Annotated in this window: 14 protein-coding genes; 8 read left to right on the top strand and 6 right to left on the bottom strand. The window is 67.9% G+C overall.

Features of this window, described 5'->3' with window-relative positions:
• Positions 1 to 372: 372 nt before the first annotated feature.
• Both ACFUEJ_RS17180 and ACFUEJ_RS17175 read left to right on the top strand, forming a co-directional pair.
• On the top strand, positions 373 to 798 hold the full coding sequence (locus tag ACFUEJ_RS17180) for an HIT family protein (protein ID WP_064571485.1): 426 nt from the start codon (positions 373 to 375) through the stop codon (positions 796 to 798).
• Positions 795 to 1604 (top strand): NAD-dependent deacylase, encoded by an 810-nt coding sequence (locus ACFUEJ_RS17175; RefSeq protein WP_101818623.1) that lies wholly within the window; start codon positions 795 to 797, stop codon positions 1602 to 1604. The genes ACFUEJ_RS17180 and ACFUEJ_RS17175 overlap by 4 nt, the downstream gene beginning before the upstream one ends.
• Positions 1605 to 1628: 24 nt before the next feature.
• Here the strand turns inward: ACFUEJ_RS17175 and ACFUEJ_RS17170 are convergent, their stop codons facing one another.
• The 3 genes from ACFUEJ_RS17170 to ACFUEJ_RS17160 all read right to left on the bottom strand — a co-directional run bounded on the left by ACFUEJ_RS17170 (position 1629) and on the right by ACFUEJ_RS17160 (position 8237).
• Positions 1629 to 5813: an AAA domain-containing protein gene (locus ACFUEJ_RS17170; protein WP_101818622.1), complete on the bottom strand. Its 4185-nt coding sequence runs from the start codon at positions 5811 to 5813 to the stop codon at positions 1629 to 1631.
• Between the two features lie 104 nt (positions 5814 to 5917).
• Positions 5918 to 6250, bottom strand: a complete 333-nt coding sequence (locus tag ACFUEJ_RS17165) for a rhodanese-like domain-containing protein (protein ID WP_101818621.1) — start codon at positions 6248 to 6250, stop codon at positions 5918 to 5920.
• Positions 6251 to 6464: 214 nt separating this feature from the next.
• Complete coding sequence (locus tag ACFUEJ_RS17160) at positions 6465 to 8237, bottom strand: DEAD/DEAH box helicase (protein ID WP_101818620.1); 1773 nt, start codon at positions 8235 to 8237, stop codon at positions 6465 to 6467.
• Between the two features lie 236 nt (positions 8238 to 8473).
• On the opposite strand from ACFUEJ_RS17160, the gene ACFUEJ_RS17155 reads away from it, so the two are divergent.
• From ACFUEJ_RS17155 to ACFUEJ_RS17145, 3 genes are all read left to right on the top strand, one after another.
• Positions 8474 to 10261: a long-chain fatty acid--CoA ligase gene (locus ACFUEJ_RS17155; RefSeq protein ID WP_101818619.1), complete on the top strand. Its 1788-nt coding sequence runs from the start codon at positions 8474 to 8476 to the stop codon at positions 10259 to 10261.
• A 71-nt stretch (positions 10262 to 10332) separates the two neighbouring features.
• Complete coding sequence (gene opgC, locus ACFUEJ_RS17150; protein ID WP_101818618.1) at positions 10333 to 11616, top strand: OpgC domain-containing protein; 1284 nt, start codon at positions 10333 to 10335, stop codon at positions 11614 to 11616.
• A gap of 8 nt (positions 11617 to 11624) precedes the next feature.
• Complete coding sequence (locus tag ACFUEJ_RS17145) at positions 11625 to 12797, top strand: trans-sulfuration enzyme family protein (RefSeq protein WP_388030785.1); 1173 nt, start codon at positions 11625 to 11627, stop codon at positions 12795 to 12797.
• A 229-nt stretch (positions 12798 to 13026) separates the two neighbouring features.
• On the opposite strand, the gene ACFUEJ_RS17140 is transcribed toward ACFUEJ_RS17145, so the two are convergent.
• Positions 13027 to 14577, bottom strand: a complete 1551-nt coding sequence (locus ACFUEJ_RS17140) for a methyltransferase (RefSeq protein WP_101818933.1) — start codon at positions 14575 to 14577, stop codon at positions 13027 to 13029.
• Between the two features lie 46 nt (positions 14578 to 14623).
• On the bottom strand, positions 14624 to 15343 hold the full coding sequence (locus ACFUEJ_RS17135) for an HNH endonuclease family protein (protein ID WP_101818932.1): 720 nt from the start codon (positions 15341 to 15343) through the stop codon (positions 14624 to 14626).
• A 299-nt stretch (positions 15344 to 15642) separates the two neighbouring features.
• On the opposite strand from ACFUEJ_RS17135, the gene ACFUEJ_RS17130 reads away from it, so the two are divergent.
• The 3 genes from ACFUEJ_RS17130 (at position 15643) to ACFUEJ_RS17120 (ending at position 18309) form a co-directional block, all read left to right on the top strand.
• Complete coding sequence (locus ACFUEJ_RS17130; RefSeq protein WP_101818616.1) at positions 15643 to 17250, top strand: hypothetical protein; 1608 nt, start codon at positions 15643 to 15645, stop codon at positions 17248 to 17250.
• A gap of 75 nt (positions 17251 to 17325) precedes the next feature.
• Positions 17326 to 17721: an Lsr2 family protein gene (locus ACFUEJ_RS17125; protein WP_172622052.1), complete on the top strand. Its 396-nt coding sequence runs from the start codon at positions 17326 to 17328 to the stop codon at positions 17719 to 17721.
• 309 nt (positions 17722 to 18030) lie between these two features.
• Complete coding sequence (locus tag ACFUEJ_RS17120; RefSeq protein WP_101818615.1) at positions 18031 to 18309, top strand: hypothetical protein; 279 nt, start codon at positions 18031 to 18033, stop codon at positions 18307 to 18309.
• 7 nt (positions 18310 to 18316) lie between these two features.
• On the opposite strand, the gene ACFUEJ_RS17115 is transcribed toward ACFUEJ_RS17120, so the two are convergent.
• Positions 18317 to 18535, bottom strand: a complete 219-nt coding sequence (locus ACFUEJ_RS17115; protein WP_257881094.1) for a hypothetical protein — start codon at positions 18533 to 18535, stop codon at positions 18317 to 18319.
• Positions 18536 to 19044 lie beyond the last annotated feature (509 nt).

Raw genomic sequence — 19044 nt, 5'->3', positions numbered from 1 at the left:
TGCCGGGTCGAGCTAGCTGGTACTACAAAGGAACACGCCTGCTGCACAACAACATTGACGAGCACCGACTCATGGGGAGCCGGTGTCGGCGTGAACGTGACTCCTATGATGACACACGAAAGTGAGGGAACCCTCATGTTTGTCGGTGACCTACGGGTATACCGACGAGTAACCCCGCGGGTAACTTGGGCCACCGTGCCAACCGCCATGGGAAGGGTCGGAAAACCGCCAGGCCAGGCAACATACCCAGGGGTACGCCAACGGCCGAGCATCCGCTCGGTCAACCGTTATTAAAACGTGATGTGATGTGGAGCACGGCCGCGCGTCACGACCCGGGGTGCCCGCCGACCCCGGTGCCCTAGAGTCGCGCATATGAGCAGTTGCATCTTCTGCGGCATCGTCGACGGCACATCCCCCGGGCGCATCGTGTACTCCGACGACGACGTGCTCGGTTTCCTCGACATCCGCCCCGTCACCCGCGGACACACCCTCCTCGTGCCGCGCGTCCATTCGTCCGGGCTCGACGACCTGGACCCGGCGATCGGCGCCTCGCTCTTCCGCGCCGGCCAGCGACTGGCCACCGCGATGAAGACCGGACCGATGTCGGCCGACGGCGTGAACCTGGCACTGAACGACGGCCGCGCGGCCTTCCAGACCGTCTTCCACACCCATCTGCACGTCGTGCCACGGCACGACGGCGACAAGCTCAGCTTCGCCAAGGGCTTCCTGGTCCGCCGCGATCCCGACCCCGACGAGACCGCCGCCCTGGTACGCGCCTGCATCGGGTCCGCCGGATGACCCTCGCCGGGACACCGGACCCGGACTCCGGGGAACCGATTCCGGACGCGGTCGCCGACCTCGTGCGTCGCGCGGAGTGGATCACGGTGTTCAGCGGCGCAGGCATGTCGGCCGAGAGCGGGATCGCGACCTTCCGGGACGCCCAGACCGGGTTGTGGGAGAAGTTCGACCCCGCCGAACTCGCCACCCCCGAGGCGTGGGCGCGCGACCCGGCCCTGGTCTGGGGGTGGTACCGGTGGCGCGCTCGCGAAGTGCTTGCCGCGCAGCCGAATGCCGGCCACCTCGCACTCGCCGAGCTCGCCACCTCGCGCACCGTCATGGTCGTGACGCAGAATGTCGACGATCTTCACGAGCGGGCGGGCAGCGACGTCGTCAGCCATCTGCACGGCAGCCTGTTCGCCCCCCGGTGTTCGGTCTGCGGCACCCCGTACGACGGCCCCGGCGCATATCCCGACACCGCTGACCGCCCCGATGCGACGCCGGCGGACGACCCACGCGTCGACCCGCCCACCTGCCCGCGCTGCGGTGGTGTCGTGCGGCCCGGCATCGTCTGGTTCGGCGAAGCGCTTCCCGAATCGGATTGGCAGCGTGCAGATCAGGCGTTTCGCGCGGCGGAGGTGGTGCTCGTCGTGGGTACCAGCGGGATCGTCTACCCGGCAGCCGCGTTGCCGGAGCGAGCGGTGCGCGCGGGCATCCCGGTCATCGAGTTCAACCCGGCGCCGTCGGCGCTGTCCGACGTGGTGACCCACAGCCTGCGGGTGCCCGCCGCGGTCGGCCTGCCCGCGCTGCTCAGATCAGTACGCTGACCGGCGGCCCGGGCGCGGCCGGCGTCACTCCCCCGCGGTGAGATCGATCGGTTGCCACCTCACCGCGTCGCCGGCGGTGTCCGGGGTCGGAACAGCGACGAGGGAGCCCGGCTTGCATCCACGTTCGTCGAGCGCGGTCGCGACGTACTCCAGGACGCGATCGGGATCGAGTTCGAACTCCGACTCGCGCACCCGCACGAATTGCCAACCGCAACGACGCAACTCACGCTCACGCTCGAGATCCGAGCGCGCCTGCTGTCCGGTTCCGGCGAACTCGTCGGCGTCGCACTCGACGGCCATCCGGGCATCGGCACCCAGCACGACCAGGTCGACGACGCGGTTGTTGACCGTGACCTTCGGGGTGACGTGGTAGCCGAGGGCGACGAGGCGGTTGAACACCCGCTGTTCTAGCAGGTTGTCGAACGGAGGCACGCGACGGTCATCCGGGACGTCGATGGGCATGACCCCGATCGACGGCCCCTCGTTCGCCGTGACATAGGACAGCAATGAATGGCGAAGGTCGTTGGGGCGCAACTCGTCGAGGCCGATCGAATGGAACAGCCACAGCTGGTCCATGGCACGAGTCGCCGCCACGTTGAATCGGCGTTGCGACTCCGCCCGGGTCAGCGCCGAGATCGCACCGGCATCCGAGACGACCATCGACAGGAAGATCACGCGTCGCTCGTCGCCCTGGAAATCGGGCGGGGACCCGACCCGGATCCGGCGGGAACGCCAGGTGTCGGGATCGAACTCGGTGTGCAGCGCCTTCTCGATCGCCTCGACCTGCTTGACGCCCTGCAATGCGATCACGCCGAAGTCCAGTCCGTCATAGGCCGGATCCGCCAGGCAGCCCCGCAGTGCGTCGACGATCGCGCCCACCTCGGCGTCGTTGACGACACCGTTGCCGGTTCCCGTCGCCGTCCCGTCGACCGCGACCGCCCGCAACGGTTCGAGCCGGTCGGAACCGTACTGGCGCACGGGGATCAGTGGTGCGGACCCGTAGAACTGGCGAGACGAGAACTCGATGATCTCGGGCATCGACCGGAAGTGTTCGCGAAGGCCGACGACGTTGCCGAACCGACTGCGCAGCAACGAGAACAGACTCGACCGCGGCGTCAACCCGTCGCGGAGATACGTCGGCAGATCCGGCAGCGCGGCGTCGAGTTCGGCGAACGCCGAGTCGAGTGTCGTGCCGTTCAGACCGGCGGGCGCACATTGCTTGTCGTCGCCCACCACGATCACCCGGGGAGCCAGCCACAGCAAGAAGGCACTGGTGATGTCGGCCTGCGACGCCTCGTCGACGATGACGACATCGAAGGAGTTGCGGCGCGGCGGCAACGTCTCGGCCACCTGGCTGATCGACATGATCCAGGCGGGGACGGCATTCTGCGCCTCGACCATGGCCTCGCGCGCCGCGCGCCGGAAACGATTGGCGTGCTTGCCCGATCCCTTGCCCAGGTTGATCATGTGGTCGCGGTAGGACTGGACGGCCTGCAGCTCGCCGGATGTGGTGCGTGTCAGCAGCTCCCGGATGGCCTGCGCAGACGCGAGACGAGTGGTCAGGGACGCGATGTCCACGTCGACGGCGTCGAGTGCCGACTGCAACCGGTCCTCGGCGAGCGGATCGCTACGGTCCTGCGCCCAGGTGTGGGCGAATCGCCACGCCCATGCCGCGCCCATGTCTCGAGCGCGTTCGGTCCAGACCGGATCCTGCGCACCGGCCCACATGATCTTGGCGAGTTCGGGTGCGCGGCCACGTAATCGGAGTCCGAGGAGCTCGAGGGCGTTCTGCTCGTCGGCGTCGGCCGCGGCCGCGGTGAAGGCACGACGAGCATCGCGGATCGAAGCCGGATCGGCCGTACCCAGCGCCGAGAGCAGCGCGTCACCCTCCGGCGACGGCCCCTTCTCGAGTTCGGTCGTCAGCCCGTACACGCGATCGGCGAGTTCCTGCTCGGCCAGGACCGCGTCGTTGGCAACGGCGACCGACCGGGCCTGATGCGCCACCTCGGCCACCTCGGCGACGGTGCGCGGGCGCGGACCGCCGGGGCTGATCGACTCGAGTTCGCGCACCAGATGCTCACGCCCGGAGAGCAACCGGGAGATCCATGACAGCTGGGTGTCGAGGCGCACGAGGTGGTCCAGCTGAGCCGACCGTGACCCCGAGGCGTCGACCGGGACGTGCAGGTCCGCGAGGATGCGATGCACCTGGTGCGTCGCGTCGACGACGGTGAGGTGATCGGCGACCCGCCGCAGCGACGCCTCGTCCCGGGGCGGACGACCGTCCACCGTCGCCCGCACCGGCGCGTCCTCCACGGCGCGCTGCTCGGGCGAGCGGCGCAGCCGTCCCCGCCACTGACCGCCGTCCCGCAGGAAGTCGGCGGCGGCATCGAACAGCGCGGCGTCCCCGGGCCGGTTGCCGTCGACGACGACCGCGTGCCCGCCCAGATCGCGGTCCCGGCGAGCAGCTTCGGCGATGACCGGCGACAGCGTCGTCACCCGCGACCAGAGGTGCGCGGCCCGACCGGCGAGCAACCGGTCGGCCATGTCGATCATCGGACGCGGGTAAGAGGACACCTCGCCGGACGCCACGGCCAGGTCATCGCAGATGTCCTTGATCCGGACCAAGCGAGCACTGTCGACCCCGTCGAGCACAGACAGCAGGGTCTCGGCACCGGCCATCGGTCCGCGGGGCCGGGACGCGATCCGCTCGCAGATCGCATCCATCTGCCCCGGGTCGGGCAGGTGCTCATCGAGGTCGACGAAGCGCTGTGCGATGCGCGAGTTAAAGCCCCCGGTGCTCGCGAGCAACTCCGCGAGCCGGACGAACTCGGCCGAGTCCAGCGGCGGCACGGCGCCGTGCACAGGGCCCGGCAGCCAGTCGAACGCGTCGGCGTCGGCCCGTACCCGCCGGACGATCTGCGCCGGGGAGCCACGGTAGTCCCCCGCGACCCATTCGTGTGTCTCGGTCTCCCCGGCGCGCAGATCCCACAGTTCGCGGAGCGTCTGATCCCGTTGCCGCAGAGCATGTTCCCGCCGAGCAGACAGATCGGCGATCTCGGCGTCGGCGACCCCAGGAGTGAACGACGCCTTGCGTTCGGCGAGCTCGGTCACCGCGTCCACTATCCCCTCGGCACTGTCCTGGGAGACATCGGCGATCGACACCGTGAGCGCCCGCAGCGCGGGCGGCAGCATGTCCTGCAGGACGTGGAGCGCATGAGCTTTCTCGCTCACCACCAGGACCCGCTGACCTTTCGCCAGCAGTGCCGAGGTGACGTTGGCGATGGTGTGGGTCTTTCCCGTGCCGGGCGGACCCTCGACCACCACACCGGTGTCGGCGCCGAGCCGGGCGAGGACGTCGCGTTGTTCGACGTTGGACGGCAGCGGGAACAGCGCATCGGCGACCAGCTCCGCGGGATCGAGAACGCCGTCACCCCGAAGGGCGGCGAGTCGGTCGGCGGCCTCGATCGGCCGGACGAGCTGTGCCAGTCCGACCGGCACGTCCGAACCCTCGTCCCGCAGGTCGTCGATGATCGCGTCGTAGAACGCGAGCGAGTTCTCCACGCCACGCCGGCGGAGCACGACTGCCGGACGGGTCTCGACCGACAGGGTCACGCGCTCGGTGTCGACGTCGATCGCGTCGCGCCACTCGGCCATCAGCTCGGTGGTCTTCGCCGTCAGCACCGACGCCTGCGCGGCCAGCTTGCCGCGGATCTTGACCGCACCAGCGAGATCGAGACCGTCCAGCGCCGCCAGGAGATGCGTGTCGTGCAGGGCCGGGGACGACCCGGCAGCCAGGGACAACCGGATCGTGTCGTCGGCGTCGCGTTCGGCGACGAGCGCCTGGGTGAGAAGGTGTTCCCGGACGACCGGCGCCGCGTCGTCGTTCGCGGCCTGCCGGACCGTGACCAGCGCCGACGCGACGACGAGCTCGAGGTCTTCGGGATTGTCGAGGAGGTCGTCGACCAGCCCGCCGAGATCGGCGTGGCCCGAGTCGTTCCGTCCGGCGTCTTCCGGCCCCAACTCCACGACGACCTGCCCCGGGACCGCGTTCGTGCGTGTGGAGATGGAGGTGGAAGGGCCGAGCCAGACGTGACCGGGATGATCGGCGATGTCGAGCACGTCGCCGGAGCGGGACCGGACGAGATCAGCCAGAAACGACATCAGCCGGGTGACCTGATCGCGCAGCACCTCGCGAGTGTCATCCTGCATACCGATGTGTTCCTCTCGTCGCCGGCGACTCTTACGCTACAAGACGCTGGTCAGAGGAACCCGCGCAGTCGCGCGGGACGGCGCCGGATTCTCTCGCGGGTGCTTCAGCCGACGGTGCGCGAACGCAGCGCGCGGTAACCCCCGTCGACGTAACGCACGTTGGTGTAGCCGCAGTCGGCGATCTGTTCGGCGATGCGCGGCGCCTCCGAGCGGACCGACACGACGGCGATTTCGGTGTCGCGATCGCGGATGACCGGGAAGGTGCCCGAGGGAGTGGGCGTGAACCGCCTCGGCACCTCGGTCGGATCCACCACGAGCGCACCGGGCAGGCTGCCCTGATGTCGCACCACCTGCGGACGTGCATCGACGACCACTGCGTGCCCCTCGCGGGTGTGGTTCATTGCCTCTGCTGCCGAAATCGAATTCACCACTGACACCGGTGACTCACCAACCCTGTTGCTCGAATTTTGTCCGTGTACATCGTGTTTCGCGGTGACCACCGCATGGTGACCCCGCGGGATGACCCCCGTCGACCAGGTTACGGAACGATCTCGAATTGACAAGTTTTCTCACGCAGCTCTCAGAAGTGCGCCGTTGTACGCAGTTTCTGGTACTGGGAGCCCGCTGGCGGCGGGACAGTCCGGGGTCGGTTCAGGAGTGGCGACCGCGACCGGCCACGCGGGGTGACGGACGCTTACCCCAGCTGTCGCCGCGGCGACCGTCGCGTCCGCCACCATGACCACCCGCTCCGCGCTTGCCGCCGCCACGAGTACGCGGTGACCCCATGTCCTTGCGGATGTCGATCGGGTTCTTGCCGATCTTCGTGTGCCGCAGATTGGACAGGGTCTCGCTGTCGAGGTCGTCGGGCAGTTCCACGAGGCTGAAGTCGTCGCGGATGCTGATGTTGCCGAAGTCGGCGCGGGTCAGGCCGCCTTCGTTGGCGATGGCGCCGACGATCGCGCCGGGCGACACCTTGTGCTTCCGGCCGACGGCGATCCGGTACGTCGCGAAGCTCGCGCCCGGGCGACGCGGCGCACGCTCGCGCTCGGGGCGCTTCTCCGACTGCGGCGGATCCGGGGTCATCAGGAATCCGCCGTCGCGCGTCTCGAGTGCCAGCGCGGCGGCGATGTCGGCCATCGCGACGTCGTTGTCCCGCGCATAGTTCTCGATCAGCCCGCGGAACAGATCGAGATTGTCCGACGACAGGTTCTGCGTGATGGAGTCGGCGAACTTCGCCACTCGCTGCGCGTTGACGTCGTCGACACTGGGCAGACCGATCTCGGTGAGCGTCTGTCGCGTGGCGCGCTCGATGGCGCGCAGCAGGTGGCGCTCGCGCGGCGAGACGAACAGCAGCGCGTTGCCCGAACGACCGGCGCGACCCGTGCGGCCGATGCGGTGCACGTACGACTCGGTGTCGTGCGGGATGTCGTAGTTGACGACGTGCGAGATGCGGTCGACGTCTAGTCCGCGCGCGGCGACGTCGGTCGCGACCAGGATGTCGATCGAACCGTTCTTGAGCTGGTTGATGGTCCGTTCACGCTGCGCCTGCGCGAGGTCGCCGTTGATGGCCACCGCGGAGAATCCGCGGGACCGCAACTTCTCGGCCAGCTCTTCGGTCGCCTGCTTGGTACGGACGAACACGATCATCGCGTCGAAGGTCTCGACCTCGAGGAACCGCGTCAGCGCATCCAGCTTGCGCTGGTGGGAGACCTGGAGGTAGCGCTGCGTGATGTTCTGCGCGGTCGCGGTCTTCGCCTTGACCGTGATCTCCTGCGGCGAGTTCAGGTAGCGCTGCGCGAGACGCCGGATGGCGCTGGGCATCGTCGCCGAGAACAAGGCGACCTGCTTGGTGTCCGGGGTCTCGGCCAGGATGCGTTCGACGTCCTCGGCGAAGCCCATCGTCAGCATCTCGTCGGCCTCGTCGAGGACGAGGAACTCCAGCCCCGAGATGTCGAGCGTCTTCTTGTCGAGGTGGTCGATCACACGACCCGGGGTACCGACGATGACCTGCGCGCCACGACGCAGCCCGGCGAGTTGGACGCCATAGGACTGCCCGCCGTAGATCGGCAGGACCTTCACCTCGGGCATACGGGCCGAGTAGCGGCCGAACGCCTCGGAGACCTGCAGGGCGAGCTCACGAGTCGGCGCCAGGATCAGCGCCTGCGGAGTCCGCGCAGACGTGTCGAGCCGGGACAGGATGGGGATGGCGAAGGCTGCGGTCTTACCCGTACCGGTCTGCGCCAGACCCACCACGTCGCGCCCCGACAGGAGGGTCGGGATGGTGGCCGCCTGAATCGGCGAGGGCGTCTCGTAGCCCACGTCGGTGACGGCGGCGCGGACGCGCGGATCGATCTCGAGGTCGTCGAACGTGCCCACGGAGGGGTCGGTCGGGGCGTCGTGCTCGCCGTGATCGGAAGTACTCATGCGGCGGAAGTCTCATTCATCGCCCTCAACTGTAATGGCCCTGCACCAGAATGTCGGCATCGCGGCTTGCCGGGGTCGCATCAGCCCCCTGAGCAGGGCACGGACCACGATCGCCGACCGGTGTGATGCATCCCACGAATCCTGGTACTGTCGGTGCCACTCATCCGGCCATCGGTCCCGGTCACACGCATACCGATGTCCGGAATGTCCATTTGTTCTCCCGTCTCAGGAGTGCCATGCAGCAGCAGTACGCCACCCCGTCTGATCTGACGATCGACGACAAGGCGACGACCGTCGACACGATCCTGCGTTACCGCGCCGAGCGCCCCACGATGCCGCTCTTCCGCAAGCGCTCACACAATCAATGGGTCAACGTCACCGCCAAGCACTTCACCGACGAGGTGGACGCGGTCGCCAAGGGACTCATCGCCTCGGGCGTGCAGGCCGGGGACCGCGTCGCCATCCTCTGCTCGACCCGTTACGAGTGGACCGTCTTGGACTACGCGATCTGGCGCGCCGGCGCCTGCACCGTCGCGATCTACGAGACCTCGGCCCCTGACCAGGTCCAGTGGATCCTCGAGGACTCCGGCGCCACCCTGCTGTTCGTCGAGAACCACGAGCACTACACCCGCCACCTCCGGGTGATCGACGAGACAGCGACCCTCAAGGAAACCCTGGTCATCGACGACCACGCGCTTCCCACGGTCACCAAGCGCGGCGCGAAGATCGCCGATGCCGACCTCGACCAGCGTCAGGCGAACGCGTTGTCGTCCGACGCCGCCACGCTGATCTACACGTCGGGCACCACCGGTCGTCCCAAGGGCGTCGTCCTGACGCACGCGAACTTCCTCGCCGAGACCGCCGCGACCCGGGACGCGGTCGGCGCCGGAATGCGCGAGGGCAAGTCGACGCTGCTCTTCCTGCCACTGGCCCACATCTTCGCCCGGGTCGTTACCGTCGGGTGCGTGGAGAACGGCGTGATCCTCGGACACACCAACGACCTGACGAACCTCGTGGCCGACCTGGGCGTGTTCAAACCGAACTACGTGCTGTCGGTGCCCCGCGTGTTCGAGAAGGTGTACAACTCCGCCAAGCAGAAGGCCTACGACGGCGGCAAGGGCTCGATCTTCGACAAGGCGACCGACACCGCGATCGAGTTCAGCAAGGCAACCGAGGCCGGCAAGGTCGGACTGGGCCTCAAGCTCCGCCACGCCGTCTTCGACAAGCTGGTCTACGGCAAGCTGCGCGACGCCCTGGGCGGCCAGTGCGAAGGCGCCATCTCCGGCGGCGCCCCGCTCGGCGCGCGTCTCGGTCACTTCTTCCGCGGCGTCGGGATCCCGGTGTACGAGGGCTACGGGCTGTCGGAGACCACCGCGGCGGTCACGGCCAACAACGAGGACAACCAGAAGGTCGGCTCGGTCGGCCGACCGATCCCCGGCGTCACCGTCGCCATCGCCGAGGACGGCGAGGTCCTCCTCAAGGGACCCGTCGTGTTCGGTGGGTACTGGAAGAACCAGGCCGCCACCGACGACGCCATCCGCGACGGCTGGTTCCACACCGGTGACATCGGCACGCTCGACGACGGCTATCTGTTCATCACCGGCCGCAAGAAGGAGCTGATCGTCACCGCCGGCGGCAAGAACGTCTCCCCCGCCCAACTCGAGGACACCATCCGGGCGCATCCCCTGGTGAGCCAGTGTCTCGTCGTCGGCGACAACAAGCCGTTCATCGCGGCGCTCATCACCATCGATGCCGAGGCCGTTCCCGGATGGCTCGAGCGCCACGGGCTGCCTGCCGACACCCCGGTCTCCGACCTGGTCGACAATGCCGACCTCAAGGCGGAGATCGACGCCGCGGTGAAGGAGGCCAACACCAAGGTCTCCAACGCCGAGGCGATCAAGAAGTTCTCCATCCTCGAGACCGACTTCACCATCGACACCGGAGAGCTCACCCCGACGATGAAGCTCAAGCGCAACGTCATCCACGACGCGCACAAGGAAGCGATCGCCGACCTCTACACCTGAGCGAATCTCTCAGCACGACTCGCCGCGGCCCGGGATGACCCCGGCCGCGGCGCTGTCTATCGTGCAAGTCAATGAAACGAGACCTGGCCATCGATGCCACCCGCGGGGTGGCGATCTGGAGCATGATCACGGCGCACTTCGCGCATGAGTCCACGCTGGCCACCCCGACGCACGCCTATCCCTACGTGGACGGCATGTCCGCGTTCGTGATGCTGTCGGGAATCGTCCTCGGCCTCGTCTACCAGCGGTGGGTCGCGCGTCACGGACTCGCCTTCGCCTACCGGCGGCTGGCCAAGCGGATTGTCGTGCTCTATCTGTGCCAGCTGGTCATCGCGCTCGTCGCGGTCGCCGCGGCCCTGGCCGGTCATCGCTGGCTGACGCTCTTGCTGCCGGTCGACGGCTGGGCCGACGGCATCCGGCTCGCGCTGACGATGCAGTACCTGCCGAGCGGCGGCAACATCCTGCTCCTGTACATGGTCCTGCTGATCTCGGCGTTCGGACTCTTCCCGCTGCTGCGCCGAGGCTGGTGGATCTGGGTCCTCGCCGCCTCGCTGGGTCTCTATGTGTTCTCGCTGATCTACTCCCCCGGCTGGTTCTACCTCAGCGCCTACCAGGCCGCCCCGCACATCCAGAACGTCGCGGGCTGGCAGATCATGTTCGTCCCCGCGCTCGTCATCGGCTGGAACTGGTCGACCTGGAAGGTCCCGGAGTTCGTCGACCGGTGGCTGGTCGCGATCGTCGTCGTCGCCCTCGCGGTGGCGTTGTTCTTCCACTTCGGCATCGACCACGGCCCCTGGGCGCATCTCGAGCCCTACGTCGCCGACAAGCTGGACTTCCGACCGGCCCGGGCCATCGGCGCGTATCTCGCGATCCCGGCCATCTACGGGCTCTTCCGGCTGTTGCTCAAGTGGTGGCACCACGACTGGCTGCGACCTCTGGTCATGACCGGGACCCGCAGCCTCGACTCCTACGTGATCCAGGCGATCGCCCTCGTCGTGGTCCCCATCCACATCGCGCACCGCCCATGGAACTCGGTCACGATGGACGCCGTGGCGCTACTGGTGTTCGCCGCCTGCTGGGGCTGGGCCGAGTTCCGCCACGTCGCCCACATCGACAAACTGCACAAGCTCCCGGTACGGGTGGTCGACCTCGTCCGCCCACGCCGAGCCGAGGTCGCCCCCGGATCCGGACCCGGCGTACCCACCTACGAGAAACCGGACGCCACTCGGTCTGCGGGACCGGTCGTCGACGACCTGTCGGCCGATGTGGTGTCCGACGACCTGTCCGGAATGGATCGGGACGTGATGGACCCGGCCGGGGCACGCATCGACGAACCGATGGGAGTTCATCCGTGACAGGTGAGATGACACGCAGCGTCCACGCCGGAAACGACGCGTCGGGTCCGTCGGTGCGGACTCCCATCACGATGGCGAATTCGTATCACCTGCCGCCCGAACCCGAGACGATGAGCTGGTCGGGCACCGAGCAACTGTTCTACACGCGTAACACCGGCGCCAACCAGGTCGCATTGCAGGACAAGCTCGCCGCTCTCGAAGATGCCGACGACGCCGTCGTCCTCGCGTCCGGGGTGGCCGCATTGCACGCCGTGTTCTTCACCCTCCTGTCCGCCGGTGACCACGTCGTCGTGTCGGACACGACGTACGAGGCCACGTGGAAACTGTGGTCGGACCTGTTGCCGACGAAATACGGGATCGAGGCGACCTTCGTCGATGTCGGGGATCTGGATGCCACCCGCGCCGCCGTGCGGCCCGGCACCACCCGCATGCTGATCGCCGAGACGATCGCCAACCCGACCACCAAGGTCGCCGACATCGGCGCTCTCGCACAGATCGCCGCCGACACCGGAGCGCTGCTGCTCGTCGACTCGACCTTCACCCCACCGGTGTTGTACCGCCCGCTCGCCGACGGCGCCGACCTGGTCGTGCACTCGCTGACCAAGTACATCAACGGCCACGGTGACGCGATGGGTGGCGCCGTGGTCGGCCGGCCGGACCTGATCGCGCAGATCCGGGAGCAGGCGATGGTCGACGTCGGCGGCGTGATCTCACCGTTCAACGCGTGGTTGATCGCCCGCGGTGCGATCACCCTGCCACTGCGATTCGCTCAGCACCAACGCAATGCCGAGCGGGTCGCGGCCTTCCTCGACGACGACCCGCGCATCGCCTACGTGCGCTACCCGGGACTGTCGTCGCATCCCGAACACGACCTCGCCGCGCGGCAGTTCGGCGGTCGCGGCTTCGGAGGCATGATGGCCTTCGCGGTCCGCGGCGATCCGGCCACCCAGAATCGCTTCGTCTCGGCGCTGACGACGATCACCTCGGCGGTGTCACTCGGTCACGACGAATCGCTCATCGTCCACGTCGGTGCCGACGGGCCGCGGGTCGCCGCGTACCCGCAACCCTTCCGCGAGTGGGGCCATCTGCGATTCTCGGTGGGCCTCGAGGACGCCGACGACCTCATCGCCGACCTCGCCGCAGCGCTCGACGCGACGTTCCCGGCCACCCCAGGTAATTGAGCCGGCGCCACCCCCTGCTGGTTGAGCCGGCGCCGCCCCCTGCTGGTTGAGCCGGCACCGAGCGCAGCGAGGCGCTTCCCCTGCTGGTTGAGCCGGCACCGAGCGAAGCGAGGCGCTTCCCCCGCTGGTTGAGCCGGCACCGAGCGCAGCGAGGCGCTTTCCCTGCTGGTTGAGCCGGCACCGAGCGCAGCGAGGCGCCGAGTCGAAACCACCTCCCCCGCAACCACTCTCAGGTCGCTTCGTACAGAATCCCCCGGCCGATCGCCTCACGGACGACGGGCAGCGCAGCCTCGGCCAGGGCGTCGGCATCGACGCCGTGGAAGTCGGCGAGGAGTTCGAGCAGGACACCCAGCGGCACCTGTCCCCGGCAACCGGCGAGCAGGGCGCGCGAGATCTCGTCGACGCCGAGAACTGCGCCGGGACCCCCGGGCCGGCGAACCGCGGCCGACACCTCTTGCCAGCCCTCGTCACCCGGGAGCGAGTGCTCCTCGAGCATGACCGGCGCCACCGACAGCCGCTGTGCGAGCAGCCGGCCGTCGGAGGTCTCCCGCAGGTAGCGCCGTCGCGCGAGAAAGGCCTGCGCCTCGAATCCGGTCACCTCTTCACCGGCGCCGGTGATCTCCTCGACCACGACGTCGGGAGCGCGGTTCTCGTCCGGCATCGGAAGCCGGGCGGTGATCGAGCCCATCCCGATCGCCACGATGCCGTTGGTCTCGAACCATTCGAGCCACTCCGCTCCCCGCTGCGCGGCGTCGGACTCGTCCTCACCGGCGTCGGACAGCCACAGGGAGATGTAGCTGATGGGGTCGGCGACCTCGCGCTGCACGACCCACGCGTCGAGTCCGGTGCCGGCGAGCCACGACCGGACGCGCTCCTCCCACGGTTCGCCGTCGCGGATGATCCAGTTGGCCAGGATCTGGCCGGTGCCACCAGGATTCAGATGCGCGGGCAGCTCGCGGACGAGTTGTTCGCAGAGCCCGTCCCCGACGACCCCGGAATCGCGGTAGATGTAATCCTGGCCACCGGCGCCGACGACGAACGGCGGATTCGACACGATGAGATCGAAGCGTTCCCCGCCGACGGGCTCGAACATGCTGCCCGAGCGCAGATCCCACGACATCCCGTTGAGGCGGGCCGTTGCCGCGGCCAGCGCCAGCGCTCGGTCGTTGGTGTCGGTGGCCACGATCTGCTCGCAGTGGGCGTCGAGATGCAGAGCCTGGATGCCGCACCCGGTACCGATGTCGAGCGCGCGACGGACGGGCTCACGGATGACCGCTCGGGCCAGCGAGATCGACGCACCGCCGATCCCCAGGACGTGGTCGCGGGCAACGGGTCCGGGCCGCATCGCGGCGTCCTGATCGGCGACGACGAGGTAGTCGCATGTGTCGTCGGCGTGCGGCCGGATGTCGAGGTTCGCGCGAACCCGCGACCCATCGACCCGGACCAATACCCCCTGGGCGATCAGCGCGTCGATTCCGGCCGTCGGGAACGACGCGGCGACAGCGTCTTCGGGCTCGTCCGAACCCAAGAGGAACAAGCGGATCAGAGTGGCCAGCCGACCGTCCTCGCCTGCGGCGTCGCGCGTGGCGGCGAGCGCAGGCCACCACACACCCCGCACGAGCGCTTCGTGGGCGCCGGCGCCGAGCAGGCCGGTGACGCCGTCGTTCGTGTACCCCGCCGACCGCAGATCGGCACCGAGCGCCGCGACGACGGTGTCGTCGGTCAGCGGATGGCCGGCGGCGTCGTCGGATGGCTGGGGTCGTCCCTGGTCGGCGGTCACGGTCGCCAAGGCTACCGACGAGACCGCCGACCGCGGCCCGACGGGTTCAGCACGACGCGAGGACCCGCCGCATGGCGTCGCGTTCGGCCGGGGTCACCCACAGTCCGTATGACTTCTTGACCTCGATCTGCCGGCCGACGTAAGTACATCGGTACGCCTTGTTCGGCGGGAGCCACGTGGCGGCGTCGCCGTCGCTCTTCCGTTGGTTCACGGTCCCGGAGACGGCCTGCAGATTCCGCGGATCGTTCGCGAACTCGATGCGCTTGCCCGCGGCCCAGCCCGCCGCGCCCTTCTGCCAGGCGTCCGACAACGCGACGACGTGATCTATCTGAACGAGAGCCGACGTCTCCTGTCCTCGGGTGAACGGGATGGTCGTACCGGTGTACGGGTCGGCCAGCGTGCCGGCGAGAACTCGACACCCGTCGTCGTGGACCGTGATCCCGGTGAGGTCTCGGCGGAGGATGTCCTCTCGCGTCCGGCAACCGTTGCGGCCGAACTGCACGTCGACCGCGTCGTCCCACGCCTTGCCGAACCGCGCCCGGGCATAACCGGTCTTGGGGGCACGTCCCTTCACCTGGAGAGTTGCCAGGTCGGCGAGGGCCTGACCGACGCCGGGTACCGGCGTCCGGACCTCTGGTGACGGCAGCGCAGATGTCGACGAGCCGACGGGCGGAGCCGACGGGCGGAGCACCTCTCCCGATCCGGTGTCGGTCCCGGATACGAACAGGGCACCGAGTCCCACGACGACCGACACCGCGGCGATCATCACCGACAACCATGCCGCTCGACGTCTCACCTCGAAATCGTTGCACGACGCACCGACAGTGCTTCCGGTCCACCCGGTGCGCGGACCGGCGCCGCGCACCTTAAGATTCGTTCGACTAACTTCCCCTTCGCGGACTGCTCTGGTCGCGCACGACGCCGTGATGGCGGCGGGCGCCGACACTCCTCGCCGGGGTACCAGACGACTATTCGGTTAGTGGGTGCATGAGTTCAGGTCGGGGCAATGCAGCACGGCGCGTACAGCCATGGGTACTGCGACTCGTCGCGGTGTTCACATTGACGATGTCGCTGCCCACTCTGGCGGCCGGGACGAGCACTGCCGCGATCGTCGGTAGCACGGCACCGTTCTCGGCAGCTCCGCTGCGCGCGACGCCGGTCCACGAGCTCACCCCGACCGTCGACCCGGAAACCGAGACCTATCCGGAACGCCTCGAACGCATCGAGACCCTGACCCGCCCGCTGCTGCCGACGCCGAAGTCGCTCGAGGGCGCCGAGACACGCTGCGCGAGCGGCGATTTCACCACCCTGTCGGTCGTGTACGAGTCGATCTTCGAGGCCGTCTACGACATCCTGCCGCCCTCGTTGCAGGCGTCCGCGCGCGCGAGCCGGGCTGCGGCGCATCGCGACATGCGCAGGCTGCACATCTCGACCCTCGCCGTGACCGAGCATCCGCTCACCCTCGGTGCCGACGACGACGATCCCGCCCTCGACTACCGCGACCCGATCTCGCAGCTTCTCGTCTCGAACCTCCTCAAGATCCGCGACGGCCGGCACACCGAGGCGATCCCGCTCGGGAACATCACCGTGATCCAGGCCGTCGAAACGGTGTGGCTGTACATGTTCACCACCGTCCTGATCCCGGCCCGGCTCCTCGTCGGGTCGGCACCGGACCTCGGCAGTCCGTTCGCCGGCACCGACGCCGACGGCCTCGCGCAGTTCGTCACGTACAACTGGCTGCTGTCCGCCTTCGTCTTCTCGTCCGAATTCGCGGTGAAGGCCCTCTTGCGCGCCACGGCGAAGACCGTTCTCGACCAATGCGTCGCACGAGTGACCGACGAGCAGCGCGCCCAGGCGGGACGCCCGAGTGACACCGTCCGCTTCGACATCCCCATCCCGCCGATGGTGGCCGAGATCGCCGACCACCTCGCACTGGCCGATGTCGAGACCTGCACGCCGATCGGCTCCCTCACGCTCGGCCGGTTGGTCCGCTACGTGTCCGTGCAGGCGCAGGAGAACAACCCCGCCGATGCAGCCAGGATTCGCGGCGAGACGACGCGAATCCTGAGCGTCATGCGCGGAATCCGCATCCACCACAACCTGATCCCGCTCGACCCGGCGGAGGATCGCTCCGTCGGGGAACTGGGCGTCTCGCTCTTCGGTTCCCTGATCCCGATCTTCGGCGGCGCCCCGCTCGACATCCTGCTCGGCATCGGACACAACCTCGGCCACGGCGCGGATCCCTGGGAAACCGTGTCGCTCGACGAGCTCACCGTCAGCAAACCGATCACCGCGGCGCACTACGCGTACAAACTCGCGCTGCACCTGATCCGGGAGGTCGGCAATGTCGTCGAGCCGTCCATCCTCGGAGACAGCCCACTGCGTCCGACCCGCCTGCTGGTGACCGTATTGGGACTGCCGATGACCTATGGGCTGGTGACCGCGCACCATGTGATCCGGTCGATGTGCCTGCGCGTCGACGACACCACCGGTAGCGGGTTGGGCGCCGAGGCGAACCGACGGAAGACAACCGACCCCACTCCGCGAGTCGGCGTGACCCGGAAACGCGAATCACCCCGGCCGTCGGCGTCGAGAACTGCGGAGCCGTCGCGAGCCACCTCCACGATTCCGCGTCCCGAAGCACCTCGATTCAGCATTCCCGGCCTGAATTGAGCGGACGAGTCCGCATTCGACGGACTTGTCACTCTATATCCGAAGTGACTCCCGACACCGGGAATGCAGACGTCCATGAATCCGCCTCGTCTTTCGACTACCGTGGTCAGTGTGTCGAAAATACAGACAGTGACCTTTGTCGACGATCTTGACGGTCGCGAACTCGATCCCCAAGACGCACAGACGGTTTCGTGGTCGTGGCTCGGCGTCGACTACGAACTAGACGTGTCCTCGACCAATCTCGACAAGATCGAGCAGGGAAAAGTGACCGTCGCGAAATTGCTCAAGGCGTCGACCCGAGTCGGTGGGCGTCGGCGGTCACCATCCGCACGAACGAAGACCAATTCCGGCGGGGCCGGTTCGTCGGTGAATGCCTCAATTCGGGAATGGGCGGCCGACAACGGTTACGAGGTCTCCGCTCGCGGCCGGATTCCGAACGACATTGTCGAGGCGTACAACGCCGCCCACTGATCCAGTCGACGACTGCCTGATCGATCGCCAGAGTCCGATACCGCGGACTCTGGCGATCCGCATTTTGGCCGGCCGTCACGTACACCCCGATCGCGCTGCGCCGCAGACGACTCGGTACACACGACGGACACTCACTGCCGGGGCGTCGAATCAAGACGCTGGGCCGGCCCCGTCGCACGAGCAGCACCTTCCGCGACATTCACGCTGTCAATGGACTCATTTGATAAGCTGCTCCGCACGAACGGTGTGCCACCGGCGTGCGGAGCAGTTCACCGTCGGAGGCCACCCCGAGGGGGACAGGACAATCGGATGAGCACAACGGAGAACGAGCCGGTCGACCACGACGGCGCTGACAGTGAGGCCCCGGACGAGGTCGCCGTGGCGGCACGGGTCAGGGTCACACTCGACGACGGTTCGACCAGAGAGGGCGAGGTCGTCGACGACTTCGCGGACCTGGCCGGCAACGCCACCATCGAAACCCGCATCGACGACGAGCACACCGCGCGCCTACGCCGCTGGGCGATCTCGACCGACGATCACGACATCGTCTTCGCCGACGACGACGCGGTCGAGGTCATCTCGGCCTAGATGTGACTCAGAGGGGCGCGAGCCTGATCATTCGACGGTCCGACGAGAAGATCCACCCGTCGCCGTAGGGCTCGAGTGCTGTGCCGGTGACGAACGCATCCGGGTCGGAATCGATGGCGAGGAACGGTGCCGTCCACGCGATCTCGCCGGTGGTCACGTCGACAGCGGTGAGGGTGACGCCATCGCTGCCGGCCAACAGACGGTCGCGATAGCCATCTGGGTTCACAATGGGCCGCCTAATGCACAGCGGTGCAGTACCGAGGCCCACACCCTGCTTATAGCGCTCATGAAGCCCCCGAGCCAACGCCCGCTCGCGCGACCTACACGAGCCATGAGCCCTCGCCGCATGGACTCTCAACCACCCTCGCACCCGACCACGCCATCACGACCCACTGGTTCATCAACGCCCCGGCCTGGTCGCCAACCACCATGAACAGGCACAGCTACATCCTTCCCGACCGCCCGAAGGCAAGCCAGATCAGATGTCACCTATCCGTGCAGCAGTCCCGGGTGATCGTCGGTTGGCATGTCGCCTCCACGATGCGGACGGAGGATCTTCCGCTGCAAGCGTTCAAGATGCTGTGTGGCAGCGCAATACCGATCTATCCGGGTTGACTCATCATTCCGACCGCGGGTCGCAGGCGGATTCAACTGGTCGTCGCAACACCATGATCATGGAGGTGTTTGCGGTGGCTACGGCGGACTGGAGTCGGAGGACCAGCGATGTGGCGGTAG

This window comes from Gordonia sp. NPDC057258 (genome assembly GCF_042668985.1).
Lineage (GTDB): Bacteria > Actinomycetota > Actinomycetes > Mycobacteriales > Mycobacteriaceae > Gordonia > Gordonia hongkongensis.
The sequence above is the reverse complement of the archived record's forward strand: the minus strand, read 5'-3'. Positions and strand labels throughout refer to the sequence as shown.